General features: G+C 68.0%; 10 protein-coding genes. 5 read left to right on the top strand and 5 right to left on the bottom strand.

Annotated elements, in window-relative coordinates; all coding sequences use genetic code 11:
• Positions 1 to 24: 24 nt before the first annotated feature.
• Together ACIBPB_RS31095 and ACIBPB_RS31100 are read right to left on the bottom strand one after the other, a co-directional pair.
• The gene (locus ACIBPB_RS31095) at positions 25 to 2,175 is read right to left on the bottom strand and encodes a DEAD/DEAH box helicase (protein ID WP_227457214.1); all 2,151 of its coding nucleotides are present in this window, start codon (positions 2,173 to 2,175) and stop codon (positions 25 to 27) included.
• Positions 2,176 to 2,451: 276 nt separating this feature from the next.
• Positions 2,452 to 3,165 (bottom strand): recombinase family protein, encoded by a 714-nt coding sequence (locus ACIBPB_RS31100; protein WP_085983669.1) that lies wholly within the window; start codon positions 3,163 to 3,165, stop codon positions 2,452 to 2,454.
• Between the two features lie 408 nt (positions 3,166 to 3,573).
• Here ACIBPB_RS31100 and ACIBPB_RS31105 point away from each other — a divergent pair, with 408 nt between their 5' ends.
• Genes ACIBPB_RS31105 through ACIBPB_RS31115 form a run of 3 tightly spaced genes read left to right on the top strand, consistent with a single transcriptional unit; the run spans position 3,574 to position 8,865 of the window.
• Positions 3,574 to 4,197, top strand: coding sequence for a hypothetical protein (locus ACIBPB_RS31105; protein ID WP_013476087.1), 624 nt, complete (start codon positions 3,574 to 3,576; stop codon positions 4,195 to 4,197).
• Positions 4,197 to 6,275, top strand: a complete 2,079-nt coding sequence (locus ACIBPB_RS31110) for a DEAD/DEAH box helicase family protein (protein ID WP_013476088.1) — start codon at positions 4,197 to 4,199, stop codon at positions 6,273 to 6,275. Before ACIBPB_RS31105 ends, ACIBPB_RS31110 begins: the two co-directional genes overlap by 1 nt.
• Entirely contained in the window at positions 6,268 to 8,865 is a 2,598-nt protein-coding gene (locus ACIBPB_RS31115; RefSeq protein ID WP_013476089.1) for a DUF2510 domain-containing protein, read from the top strand. The genes ACIBPB_RS31110 and ACIBPB_RS31115 overlap by 8 nt, the downstream gene beginning before the upstream one ends.
• Positions 8,866 to 9,186: 321 nt before the next feature.
• Here the strand turns inward: ACIBPB_RS31115 and ACIBPB_RS31120 are convergent, their stop codons facing one another.
• From ACIBPB_RS31120 to ACIBPB_RS31130, 3 genes are read right to left on the bottom strand one after another with little or no spacing between them, the layout of a single operon-like run.
• Entirely contained in the window at positions 9,187 to 11,331 is a 2,145-nt protein-coding gene (locus ACIBPB_RS31120; protein ID WP_013476090.1) for a tetratricopeptide repeat protein, read from the bottom strand.
• A gap of 30 nt (positions 11,332 to 11,361) precedes the next feature.
• The gene (locus tag ACIBPB_RS31125; RefSeq protein WP_013476091.1) at positions 11,362 to 11,919 is read right to left on the bottom strand and encodes a DUF6879 family protein; all 558 of its coding nucleotides are present in this window, start codon (positions 11,917 to 11,919) and stop codon (positions 11,362 to 11,364) included.
• Between the two features lie 7 nt (positions 11,920 to 11,926).
• Positions 11,927 to 12,148 carry a hypothetical protein gene (locus tag ACIBPB_RS31130; RefSeq protein ID WP_013476092.1) on the bottom strand — a complete coding sequence of 74 codons (222 nt, stop codon included), beginning with the start codon at positions 12,146 to 12,148 and terminating at the stop codon, positions 11,927 to 11,929.
• 335 nt (positions 12,149 to 12,483) lie between these two features.
• On the opposite strand from ACIBPB_RS31130, the gene ACIBPB_RS31135 reads away from it, so the two are divergent.
• Positions 12,484 to 12,882, top strand: a complete 399-nt coding sequence (locus ACIBPB_RS31135; RefSeq protein ID WP_128136011.1) for a hypothetical protein — start codon at positions 12,484 to 12,486, stop codon at positions 12,880 to 12,882.
• 156 nt (positions 12,883 to 13,038) lie between these two features.
• On the top strand, positions 13,039 to 13,584 hold a 546-nt coding region (locus tag ACIBPB_RS31140; protein ID WP_396842921.1), incomplete at its 3' end, for a hypothetical protein.

Consider the following 13,584-nt stretch of genomic DNA (forward strand, 5'->3'; position numbering starts at 1 on the left):
ATGCGCTACGGCGCCATCGCGCCGTCAGCCAACCGGCCGTTTGTCGAGCCCGAGCCGCTGCCGCTCGACCATGATGATTCGCTGCTCAAGTGGGATCGCCTCATCGGTGAGCAGGCCGTGGTCGACGTAGCGGCCGTCGACCGCTGACGGGTCCGCTCTCTTCGCGACGCTGTCGTGGGCATACGCGCGGATCAGCGCGGTCTTACGTCCAAGCATCTCCAACAGCCGCTGGTCGACGGTGTTCCTGGCGAGCAGGCGATGCACCCGCACCCCGCGGGTCTGCCCCATCCGGTAGCACCGTCGGATGGCCTGCTCTTCGGCCGCAGGCGTGAGCTGCGGTTCGGTGAGCACGACCACGGACGCCGCCGGGAGGTTCAGGCCCACCCCTCCGACGGTGATCTGACTGATCAGGACCGCATGACCGTCGAGTGCGCTGAACTCGTCAACGACCTGTTGCCTGGCAGCGGGAGCAATGGCACCCGTGAGCAGGAAAGTCGGCGAATCATGCAGACTCGCGCGTACGCGGTCCAGTACCTCCAAGAAGTAGGAGAAGACCACGACCTTCCACTGGTTGTCTGCGGCCTCTTGCACCACCTCGCGTAGCCGCTCCACCTTCGCCGGCACTGCTGACTCGTTCGTCACCACGGCAGCACGACGCATGCTGGCGAACTTCCGGTCTTGGACCGCCTGCCGATAGGCACGCGCTTCAGCTCGACCCATCTCGACCCAGTCTTCGACCTCGATCAGGTCCGGAAGCTCGGTGAGGACGTCCTTCTGGTTGCGGCGGAGGTAAACATCGGCGACCTTGCGGCGGAAGTTGTCGGCGCCGGCCAACCCGTCGGTGATGTTGATCGTGGCCGCCACCGCTGGGTTGAGGTATCGGATCAGGTTCCGGAACTCCTCGACCCGGTTCAGCACTGGCGTACCGGTCAGGAAGACCGCTCGCGGAGCTTGAGCGAGATAAGCGGCGACGGCCTGAGACCGCTGAGCCTTCGGGTTCTTGATCTGCTGAGCCTCGTCGACGATGACGAGTCCGGGACGGAGGTCACCGGGTAGGGAAAGCCGACTCAGTGTCTCGAAGGTCGTGACCGCCACACCTCCATCGGCGTGCCACTGTCGGACCGCGTCGTCGCGCTCCGGCCCGTGAAGGCGGTGAGCGGTCAGCGTGCTGTGGAGGGCTACCTCCCCGAGCCAGTTGACGACCACGCTGGCCGGGCAGACGACGAGAAAGTGGCGCTCTCCGGCCGCGGCGAGATGGGCACAGACGGCGATGGCCTCAATGGTCTTGCCCAGCCCCATCTCGTCCCCGAGGATGCATCGCCGTTGCAGGAGCGCGTATCGCACTCCGAAGGCCTGATAGCCGCGCAGCGTCACGCGGAGCTTTCCCAAGTCCAGACCGATCTGCCCGGCCCGGTTCTGCAACGCCTGTGGCAGGTGCCCGTGGGCCGCCGCGCCGTCTGCAGCCCTACCGCTGACCCTTTCCAGCAGCGTGGTGTAGACCGCTGGATGTTGGGCGAAGTCCGCCCACAACTCCTCGTGCCCGCTTGCACCTGCCTGGGCCGCCGCGCGCTCCCACTCGGTGAGCAGCGCCCCTGCGGCCTTCGCCTGCCGACTGGCAAGAAGGCGCTGGACATCCGCGACTGCGGACCACACAGCCGCCTTGGTGGCCGCCCGAGCTAACACCAAACCTGCCAGGCGGGTGGCTGGCCTCGCCCTACGCAGCGCACCGGGGAGATCGTCCGTGAGAGAGCCGATCCGGGCGGTGCTGTCGGCCTGCAGCCGTGTGATATCGCGAAGCAGCCGCAGAGCGCGCAGCAGCGGATCCAAACCTGGATCTCTACCGTCGACGGCCAAGCGGACAGTCACGTCTTGCTCGACGAGGCGCTGCATCGTGTGCGCCGCCTCCGCGACTGCCGCCGCACTGTGATTTCCCACCCCCTGCAGCCGCACAAGATCGTTGTGCGATGCTCGCAGCACGTCCAGGACTGTCCGATAACCCGCACGCTCGAGAGCTGGAATGCTTCGCACACCTTGCCGCACCGACCGCAGCTCTTGGACAGGCATGTTCCGCAGCCGCTCAAGCACGGCGGCATGATGCGCTTGGCGATACAGCTCCGTCGCCTGATGTTCAGCAGCCCTGCGAGCTGAGCCGAACAGGTCCAGCTGCTCGATCAACAGCTGTCCACGGCGCCAGGCCTCACGGGCGACCGCTCGACCAACGGATGGCTCTGCCGTGTCCCGGGGCTCTGATCCTGCCGCTCCCCGTTGGCCCAAGCTGCTATCCCTTCTAGCGGCTGGAACAACCAGCCTGCGTCAGGTCGACACCCGAGGCAATGAGACGGCGATGTCGGATGGCTGATAGACAAGCGCCACTTGAAGCCGGGACGGCTCGACGCCCAACACCGGGTGCTCTCCGGCCAGGCGAGCTGGCCTGATCCTTTCGCCCGGCGGTCAGCGTGCTTGCGTCGTGATGGTGCCGCCCGCATGCACCTTAGATGCCGGGCTGGCAGGTCCAGGCCGAAAGTTCGAGCGCCTCTGCCGTCTTGCGATGCTGGCCACGCTGCGGCCGGTGAGCCGCTGCTCGAAGATCCACCGGACGTACGGGGCGGTGGCCGGGTCGGGTTCCAGGCGGTGCAGACGGCGTCCCCAGGCGGCGTGGGCGCGGTTCGGATGAGGACCGGCGTCGACCAGCCGGTAGCCGTAGGGTGGCCGGCCGCCGAGATGTCGACCCTGCAGCTCGGCTTGGGCGCGCAGGGCCGCAGTCGTGCGATGCTGCGCCCGGGACACCTCCCGCTGGGAGTGCACGCCCAGCAGGTCCAGCAGCGCCAACTGTCGGGGGTTGTTGAAGTCCACCGGCCCATAGGTCTCCGGAAGCCACAGCTGCACACCATGCCTGAGCAACGTGGGGGTCATCTGTTCGAGCTGCTGGCCGTGAAAGGCACGTTCGTACTCGCCCACGACGATCGCGTCGAACCCGCGCGCCGGGTCTGCTAGCGCGGCGAGCAGCCGTGCCGCCTGCGGCCGATCCGGCCAAGCGATTCGGCGAGAGACACCCTCGTCGAAGAACTCGACCACAATCCGACCATGACCAGCAACAAGATCTTCGGCGTAGCCGCACTGCCACCGGCACGACGACACTCGATCCTGGAATTCGACCGTGGACATCCGGCGTAGAACGCGAACCGCAGCCCATCGGTAGATGAGGTGAACCGTCGTGGCCGTAGCTTCCGCTGCCCGGTGGCCCACGACGAAAGAGTGCCCCGCTCCGGGGGTGTCGTCATCCTCGTCGACATAGGACCTCCACGATCGGCGTGTCTACCCCCGTCCTGGGGCCAGAGTAGGAGGGGCGGCTGATTCATGCAGGTCCGCCACCCTTTCGGGTGGTATTAACGACATCCGGCCGAGTGGCTGACGGGCAGCGTCGGGGCAAGGTCTGTCGGCGACCCTGGCTGCTCGTTGATAAGGGTGCGCCGGGGCGGCGCAGCGTGACAACATAGCCGCCCGTCGGTACGTTACGTACTGGTTCTGCAACGCGGCGCCGCTGCCGGGCGCCGTTACGGGGAAGGTCGTCAGATGAGTTCCCAGGCGCCGCTGTGGTTCCCGCGCTTCGCGGACGTGCCGGGCGTCCGCTACTCCCCGCCGGCAGGGCTGGACGTGTCCAAGCTCAGGCAGCGCAGCGTCCGCCCGACGGTGGACCATTGGCCGGACATGCCGCCGTCGCTGAGCTGGCCGCTGCCGAACGGAACCACCAGTGAGGCCCCTGCCGGTGCTCACCGTCTCGATGATTCCCGTAAGGCGACGACGGCCCGGGTGCTGCGCACCCTCGCCGAAGCCCTCGAGCTACCCGGCGAACCCGCCGACTACCACTTCGCGATCCAGGAGGTCGTCTCGCTGTTGTGGTCGCGCCGCGCCGAGGGGCCGCAGGCATTCGTCGAGCTGGAGCGGCTGGGCTGGTTAGACCTCCAGCTGATCCAGGCCTGCCCCGACGCGGTCACCTATGAGCACCGTGACGGCGGGGTGCGGTTCGTTAGCATCACGGCGTTCCGGACACTTCTTGACCTCTACCTCACCGAGGGGGCACTCGGCGACGCAGCCCAGGTGCTTGAGCTCGCCGACCGGTTCGACAACGGCGACACTCCATCGGCCCGGCGGGCACGGGAGCGGTGTGCTGCGTTCGCCGCGGAGGACAACAGCTGATGATCCCCGCCCAGGCGGGCAAGGTCACGTCGCTGGCGGACGTGCTGCCCAGCGACTCGTTTCTCGAGTGGGCGTTCCTGCGGTGGGTACTCACGCCGGCCGCGTCCCACGCGATCGCCGCTCGGGTCCGCCCGCAGGCGGAGGTCACTGTCGACGGGCGCACCTATCGCTTGGACTATGAGATCGTTGGGGACGAGCTGACTGTCGCTGTCGAGCTCGACGGCTTCGCCGTGCATGGCACCCGTGCGGCGTTCACGTACGACCGGCTCCGGCAGAACGACCTGATCGCCACCGGCCGTGCCGTCATTCGGTTCTCCTACGATGCGATCCGCACCGACACCGCCCGCTGCATTGCCCAGCTTCAAGCGGTAATCACCCGCGACGCCGCGCTTGCTCTCCTCGTCGTCCCCGATCCCCATGTGGAGGCGCCCGACATGGCCCCCGACCCGATGTGGGCGTTGGCGCCCTCCCCGCGCGCCGCGGCGGCGACGTCCTCCGGGTACTTCGTCGGCGTCCGTTCCGCCGTTGACGTCCGCACCCTGCGGGAGTGTCAGAAGCAAGCATTCACCGCGCTCGGCAACTATTACGGCTCCGGTGGCACGAAGGCCGCCTGCGTGATGAGCGTCGGTGCCGGCAAGACCGTCCTCGGCGTGGTCGCGGCCCTAGCGTTCACCCGGCGCCGCGCGCTGGTCGTCACGCCGGGCAACGTCATCCGAGGCACGTTCGACCGCGCCTTCGACCACCAGGCGCCCGGCAACGCTCTCTACGGGCTCCCCGGTGGCCCGCTCATCCCCGGCCGCCGCCCGCCAGTGGTGCGGGTGCTCGACCGGGACACCGGCGGCATCCGGCGCGTCACTTGCGAACAGTTGCTCGCCGCCGACGTGATCGTGACCAACTTCCATTCCCTGGGCACCGGTGACGACCCCGACGACCTGCTGGCCAAGCTCGCCCCCGGCGACGTGGACATGATTGTCGTTGACGAGGCGCACATCGCCGCCGCGGAGTCCTATCAGCGACTGTTCGCGCACTTTGCTGGTGCCCGGTCGCTGCTGATGAGCGCCTGCTTCACCCGCCTGGACGGCAAGCCGATCGATGCCGACGTCGTCTACCGCTACCGGCTGATCGACTCCATCGCCGACGGCAACGCCAAGAACCTGCGGTTGCTGCCTTTCATCCCCGACACCGCAGTGACCACCTACGAGCTGGTGTGGCCCGGCGGGCGCCGGGAGGAGATCGTTGGACGCGACGCGCTGCTCGCTGTCCTCGGAGACGAACGCAAGCTGTCGCGGATTACCGCGCGGTCCACCGAACCCATCCGTCAGGTCATGCGGGTCGTGGCCAGCGCATTGGGCGCTCAGCGGGAGCTGCTGTTCCCGGTCAAGCCGCGGGCGCTGTTCGCGGCGATGGGTCAGGCACACGCCGAGCAGATCTCCCGCATCGCCAATGAGCACGGCATCGCCTGCGACGTGTTGCATCACTCGATGACTGACGCCAAGATCAAGCGGGTTCGTGAGCGATTCGAGTCCGATGCCGGCGACCTGGACGCGGTCGTGCAGTTGAAGATGCTCGGCCAGGGCTACGACTTCCCGCCGATCTGCGTTGTCGTCCCGATGCGCCCGTACGGCAGCTTCAGCGAGTTCTACCAGTTCATCGGCCGCGGGATCCGGGTGCTGCTCCACCCGGCGCTGATCGGCCGGGTCGGCCCGGAGCAGCAGTTCCTCGACGCCGTGCTGCACGCTGAACTCGGTCTCGACGAGCACCTGAACACCCTTTACGCCGAGAACGACATGGACCCAGTCACCGGTGATGCGAAGCTCGATGCCCTCCCGGGCGGCACCCGGCCGCCGTTGCCCGGCACTACCGGCGGTGACGAGGCCGGCCGGATGGACGCCTTCGTCCTGTTCGAGCGCGGCGAGATTGCCAGCCGCGTGGTGTACGACGCCGACCGGGTCGAGACCCGCCGCGCGGAACGCGAACGGGAGGCGCTGGCCGCCCGGTACGCCGCCTACGCGGCCAGCACCGCCGACCCGGTGAAGTTCGAGCAGTACGTCGAGGTGATGCGAGGCATGCGTGACTGACAGCCTGGGACGCCGGCTGGCCGCGACCACCGACGCAGAGGAGTGGCTGGCCGTCGAGGACGAGGCCGGTGCCGGCAAGCGGTTCGCCGCGGTGGACGGGCTGCTGGCCGCGGTCACGTCTGCGGCGTTCGCAGGCAAGCCCCCAGTGCGGGTGACCGCCGCCGGAGCCACCAGGGCGCTCACGCTTCGGCACGTTCCCGCCTCGGCCCGTGCGGCGCTCAAGGAGGGGTTCGACCTCGCCACGCAACAGGCGGCGGGCGCGTGGTGGCTGCCGGAGTCCGCGCCGATCAAGCCAGGAACGGTCAACCTGCCCGCGTACTACGCCATCGAGCCGCAGTGGGCGATGAACACCGCGGCGACCGACGCCGTACGCGTCGAGTTCGGCGGCAGCCCGGACGCGCTGGCCAGCTGGGCGCTGCTTATTCCGTTCGCCAACGCCCTCTACGCGCCGCTGATCCTGCGCGGACCCGACGCCGGCGCGCTCGAGCCCGCCGCCCGGGACGCCTCCTGGGCCGCGGTCGACGCCTTGTATACCGCGCTTGGACTCGCGAGCGAGAACGTGCGGTCCACGCTGACCCGGATGCGTCCGGGCAACGGCTGGTCGCAGCTGCCAACCGCGGAGCAGATTGCGACGAAGGTGGCGCTGCTCGACGCGCTCCGCCAGGTCGTCGGCCGGCAGACAGTCCGCCGTTGGCGCGCCGAGGTGCTACGGCCGCTGGTGCGCCGGTACTACGCGAAGGCGAACAAGGACGCGCCCACCGCACGCGTGGTACTGACAAAGGCGCTGCAACCAGCGACCGCCGCCTACTTCGGCGGCAACTGGCTGGCGCTGCTGGACTACCTCGGCGAGGCCGTGGCCGCCAGCGAGGAGATCACCACCGCTCTGCCGGAGCCGCGGCTGTATGTGCAGGCCTCAGCGAAGGTCGAGCAGGTCGCCGCGGAGAAGAACCTGCCGGTCGCGGAGGTCGCGAAGATCCTCGCCAGCTACCTCGGCACCGACGAAATCCGTTCCCCAATCCAGCGCCGCCTCGACGTCCTGCGCCGCTACTGGACCGCGTTCGACACCGTCCACGCGCGGCAGGCCTCCGGCATGCCGGCGCCACCGGACCTGACGCCGGGCCGCGGCTTCGACATCGGCAAGGACGTGCCATTCACCCGTCCCGATCTCGAGCGGGTTCTGCCCCCGGCCGTGCTCGCCGACATCGAAGCCCTATGGAACGGCGCATGCGTTCCTCGCTACCCCGACCGCATCGTCTCGGCGCTGTTTCCACACGCGGAGATGGTCGCTGCGTTCGGCCCCGCTCTGACCTTCTGGAACAACATCGCGCTCACCTGCTGGTTCTACTGCGAGGGCCCCTACTCCCGCACCGACATCGACGGCGCGGCCGAGTTCTACAGCCGCAGCGTCAAGGCCCTCGCCGCCGCTGACACACCGGTCGACCCGCAACTGTTCGCTGATCTGCGCGCCGCGCAGCAGCGGCTGGGACCCCCGCAGGAACTGTGGGCAGACCGCCGCGTCCTCGAAGCAGGCCCCGGCGTCAGCATCACGATGTCGATGGGCGGGGGCGTTCGCCGCGACGGGTTCGAGATCCTCCGCGACATCGTTACCACGCACCGCCGCGCATGGGCCGCCCAGAACCTGGAGACTGCGCTGAACCGCGCCTGGGAGGAGCCGCTGCGCGAGCTCGCCCGCCAGGTGAACCTTGCCGTCGCCCGCCGCGGCAAGCTCCCTACCCTCAAGCAGTTCGCCACCCTCGGGGCGCCGGTCGCCAATGCGTGGTTCGGCGGGGACCTCGCCGCGCTCTACGCCGCCGTCGGCGAAAGGGCACCGGTCGAGCAGACTCGCGTGCAGCTGATGCCCTATGACCGGGCGGCGTTCTGCAATCAGGTCTTCACCGACCTCGGCGGCCGGTACGTGCCCAACAGCCGCGCGGTTGAGGACATCGAGGGCAACCGCCTTTCGTGGGACCTCCGGAGGCTGGCCGCCGAGGCCCCCCGATTCGTCCAGCTCGAGGAGGCGCTCGACCGGCCGCCGACTCCGGAGGAATTCGGCGCGGCCCGGCTCACCTGGCCCACCACCGTTCCCTTCAACCGGTACGCTGCTGCCGTCCGGCAGGTCCGTGCCGGACTCGACACCGTCCGTCAGACCTCGACCACCACGGAACAAGCTGCGAGCCGGGTCGCCGGCACGGAGCCGACGATCACCTCGGTAGGGCCGCCAGCGTCGGCATCCCCGCCCGCGCGGATGGCTCCGCTCGGGCGGTCATGGGAGTCCACCGGCCAGGCAGCTCCGGCCCGACCCGCCCCGGAGCAACGGCCAACCCCTGCGCCACCGTCGACGCCCGCTACCGCGGCGCAGCCAGCCCCAGCCCCACCAGGGCAACCGCCCACACCGCCACCTGCGGTCTCGCCGGACGCCGACACCGCGGCCCCCGAACGACGCTCAGGCGTGCTGGGGCGGCTGCTCGGCCGCCGGCAGGCGTCGGCCCCGGCAGCCCCAGGCGCCGGCTGGTACCCGGACCCCCACGTGCCGGCGCAGCTGCGCTGGTGGGACGGCGCCGCGTGGACGGAGCACATCCACAGACCGTGACGACCGACCCGAGCGAACTACTGGCCGGTTGCGCGCTCCCAGCCTTCGGTCGTAGTCCCCTCCTGACGCGAGGTAACGAGCCGGCGGATACCGGGGCGTAGGCGCGGGCCGCCTGCTGATGCGCGTGCTCTCGCGGCGACGACAGGCGCGGGATGTCCAGTGCCTTCATTCCAATGGAGCAAGCAGTGGGAGACGACCGGTACCCACTGATCGCAGGTGCGGGGAACGGGCGATCCATCAGCGTCAGGCAGCGCCGGCATCTCCTCCGCCGGACTGTGAAGAGAACTTGGGCCACCGCAGTGTTGATGGCTGCATGTCCGGCTACGGCCCCTTAGTCATGTCGTGTTGTGCGATGTTGCGGCGGACGGCGTTGGCGTGGGGGTCTCCGAGCGGGTCGAGAATTTGGAGTGCTTGCTGCCAGCAGCGCTGCGCGTCGTCAGTTTGGCCAGTGGCGTGGAAGGTGTCGCCGAGAGCTGCGAGGGTGAGGCCCTCGCAGCGTCGGTCGTCGAATCTGCGGAAGAGTTCCAGGGCTCGCTGATGCTGTCGAAGGGCCTCGTCGAGTTGGCCGGCCCGCTGGTACGCCAGGCCAAGTGGGTAGGAAGCCCAGGCGATGCTCCATTGGTCGTTGATGCTGCCGAGAATGGAGACGGCTTCCTGGTAGTGGGCGATGGCGGTGTCGAGGTGTTCGCGTGCGCGGTGGCAGTTGCCGAGGCTGAGCAGCGACATGCCTTCGCCTCGGGTGATGCCATGGTGGCGGAAGACCTCCCGCGCTTGGCGGTAGAGGTCCATGGCTTGGTCGATCTGCCCGAGTTCCTCGTGGATGAGGCCGAGGCCACGCAGGCAGAATCCTTCCACCCAGTGGTCGCCGACGTCACGGCTCGCGTCGACGCCCTGGCGGTAGCAGTCGAGGGCGGTCTCGCGCTGCTCCATCCGCCAATAGGCGTCCCCGAGGCAGCGGAAATTGGCGGCCTCGCCAAGGCGTGACGCAGCCGAGCGCGCAGCGCGCAGGCCGGTGAGGTGGACGTCGCGCCAGTCGGCCCAGTACGACTTGAGCTCGAAGAAGCCGTCACTGACGACGGGCAGCTGCCAGGCGATGTCGTGGTCACCCAGCTCGTCTGCTTGCCGAATGGTGTCGAGCAGGTTCAGTCGCTCCTGCTCGAACCAGGCCATCGCCTCGGCCACGGTGCGGACAGGAGTCAGGGGGACGTCGGGGTCGGCTGCGGGGAGGGCGATGGCGTGGGAGTAGGGGAGGATGATCTTCCGCCCTTCCTCCGCCATCCATAGGTACCAGGTGTAACCGCGGCGTCGTGATTGGCGCTGCTGTTCGGGTGTCTCCTCTGCCTGCGCGCGTTCGAGGGCGTAGGCACGCAGAAGATCGTGGAACAAGTACCGATCGCGAGCGGGGTTCTGCATGAGGTGTGCCGCGGTGAGTTGGTCGAGGAGGCTACGAGCTCGGGGCAAGCTCACGCCAGCGGCCGCTGCCGCTGCCGCGACGGATATGTCGGAGCCTGCGTGCAACCCGAGGAGCCGGAAGAACCGCGCCGCATCCTCGGGCAACGCCGAGTAGGACCAGGAGAACACCGCACGTACGTCGGACAGTTCGTCATCGCCGATCGTGAGGGCGTCAAGCTGGTGGTCGGCCAGCGCGAGGTCCGCCACGAACTCGGCGAGGGTGACGTAGGGGGCATTGGCGATGCGTTCCCCGATGATCCGCAGGGCTAGCGGGAGGTAGGCGCAGCGGCGAGCGAGTTCGCCGGCGGCCTGTGGTTCGGCGCGGACACGGTCTCCGCCGATGCTGTCGCTGAGTAGCGCGATCGCTTCTTCGGGGGACAGGACGTCGAGGGTCATCCGTGACGCTCCTTCCCGCGCGATGAGGCCGGAGAGCCGGCTGCGGCTGGTGATGATCGCCATGCAGGTCGGTGTGGCGGGCAGCAGTGGGCGGACCTGGCCGACCGTGGACACATTGTCCACCACGATCAGGATCCGTTTGCCGGTCAGAGCGGAGCGGTAGAGAGCGGCGCGTCCGTCGGTGTCCGTCGGGATCTGTTCGGCCGGTACGTGAAGGGCACGCAAGAAGGTGTTCAGTGCTTGTCCGACGTCGAGGGCCGGTCCCGGGCCGTAGCCGCGCATGTCGACGTAGAGGTCTCCGTCGGTGAACCATGTGCGGGCCCGGTGGGCCCAGTGAACGGCCAGCGCTGTCTTGCCGACCCCGGGGGCGCCGGCGATGGTTGCGATGGTCGTTGACGTGCCCTCGTCTGCTGTCGCGTCGTCGTGCGCCGGCAGAGTCGCGTCCAGTTGCGTAAGGGTCTGCTCGCGGTTGACGAAACGAGCGGTGTCGAGGGGAAGCTGGCGAGGCGGCGGGGGAGGCGGTTCCCTGCGCCCGAACAGGTTAACCCCGCCGTGTACCGTACCGGCCTGGACGACGGCCCCAGCACCGCCGGACAACTCGTTGCGCGCGGTGTGCACGGTGCCTCCTCCCCGACGGCGAACTACAAGTTAGGGGGAGCTGGGCTGAAGCTGATCCGCGCACTGCCGGTAGGGGATGGCTTCCGCTACGGCCGCATCACGCCACAGATTGGCCTGCACAATTTTCTCAGGCTCGCTGATCAGCTCACCGGAGACGAACCGCCCCGCCTCGTCGTAGTACATCGCCACGAGCTGGGAGGAGTCGAACAACCAGTAGTCGTAGTGCGGCAACCCGGCTGGCCAGTCGTCGCCGGAGACCACGATGAGGCGAACGTCCTCGCCCGCCTCGACGGTGTGCTCGTAGGCCCAGCCGCACTCGAACCGCACGTAATCTGACAGTGGCTCGACGACGACGTGGACCCGGTGCATGCGCTTGCCGGCCGACGCAGCCGCCCGCACGGTGTCGCACCACGCCGCGATCCCGGGAAACTCCCCACGGCTCTCACCGGCCAGGAACCGTGCGAACTCATCCTGCTCGTACGACACGTCGTACCGCTGCAGCGTCTCCAACCGGTAGGCCGTGTAACGGAAGTCGCGGAACAGCCGGTTGAACTCGTCGTCATCCAGAGACGTAAAGGAATGGGTCAACCCTCGATCACCGCTGCCCCGACTCGCGATAGCGCTCAATGGCGCCCAGCACGACCTCGGCAGGGATCCGAACCGCACCCTCGCCAGGAAGAACGTTCTCCAGCTCGCCGTAGGTGTCCTCATCGACCAGGTTCCCCTGGACGACCAGATCGCCGCTCTCACTCAGGTAGACCGTGGGACAACCGTTGCCACCCGATCCCGGGTCCTTGTAGAGCTTGGTCAGCTTCATCGCGGCCTCCTTCAGAGGGGAAGCAGACGACAGGCCAGTGCCGTCGGTGAGGAGGGTAATGCGTAGCGTAGTCGCCGGACAAGCCGATATCAGATGCCCGATCATAGTGACCCGGTAGCGCGCCCGTCGTAGATGCCTCAGTGTGAGGCTCGCCGAGGTGGGCCGAACCCGGAACCGGATCTCGCCGCCTGGCGCGAGGTCGTCGGTGGCATCTGTTGCACAAGCTCCTGCCAGCAGTTGCGAGCCGTCTGTAACATCCAGGCGGATGGATGAGCGCCGTGGTTGTAGTTGATCTTTAGGGTGCCCGAGGTCGGACGCTTGGAGGTGAACAGACAGTGGATCCGCTTCTGCTTGCTGCCGCCACGACACTCGTCGCGTGGACGACCACCGAATTGGCTCAGGGCGGTCGCTTGGCAGTATCGGCGCTGATCGACTTCCTGCGAGAGCGATTCCGGCGCGAGCCCGGGGCGCGAGAGGCCATTGAGGCCGTGCTTCACCAGCCGTCATCGGATGCCGCTCGTCTGCTTGCCGAACTGCTGCATCGCGAGACGTTGCGGGACCCAGCGTTCGGTGCCGAGTTCCACACTCGATGGGAGCAGGCCAGCAAGGCTGTCGCAGCGAGTCTGGGCGGAGTAGCAAACTCAATCTCCGGTGACGTCAGTGGGCCAGTGGTGCAGGCCCGTGATGTCCATGGAGGTATCTTCTTCGGCGACGCCGGCACCGGGCGACGCTGACGGTGACGTCGAATCAGTGGAACGGTAGACGGCCTGAGTCGACTGAGTGATTGCCCCGGGCACGTCGCTTCCCTGCCGGTGCTGATGGTGGGCAGACAGGAGAGCCGTGCTGGGACGGGTCGCACCTGAACGTCAACTCCCCGAGCGTAGGTAACTGTGATCACCCATGACGAACTCGCTGACTGGATCTTGATCGTCTTGGGGGACCTTGGCGGCAGCGCCACCCGAGCCCGGGTCCTTGACGTGATGGAAGGGCAGTTTGGCGGTTGTCTTGCGGCCGACGACCGCGGGCGGCGCAAGAGGGGAGAAATTGTCTGGAAGAACAACGCCTCATTCGCCCGGGACGGGCTCGTCAAGGCGGGACTACTCTTATCGAAAACGGTATCTGGGCACGGTACGTGGACGTTGTCGCCCGCAGGGAAGCGGAAGTCTCAGGCCCTGCGAGCGAACCAGGACGCACCGCTCTGCCCGTCATTTCGTTCGATCGCGGCCAACGTAACTTGGTCCACGGCTGCGGGGCGGTTGGTCGGACTGGTGCCTATGGAGCCCACCTTTACCGACAACGCTCTGCTCGCCCTAGCGATCCAGCACTCTGGCCAGATCAAGATCCAACGCTTCACCTCCTATGAGGAGGCCCAATCCGGCGCCGACTGGGAGTGGTGGATCCGCGATCGATACGGGTACGCAGGGTTCCGGGTCCAG

This window comes from Micromonospora sp. NPDC049836 (assembly GCF_044465125.1).
In the GTDB taxonomy this organism is placed as follows: Bacteria; Actinomycetota; Actinomycetes; order Mycobacteriales; family Micromonosporaceae; genus Micromonospora.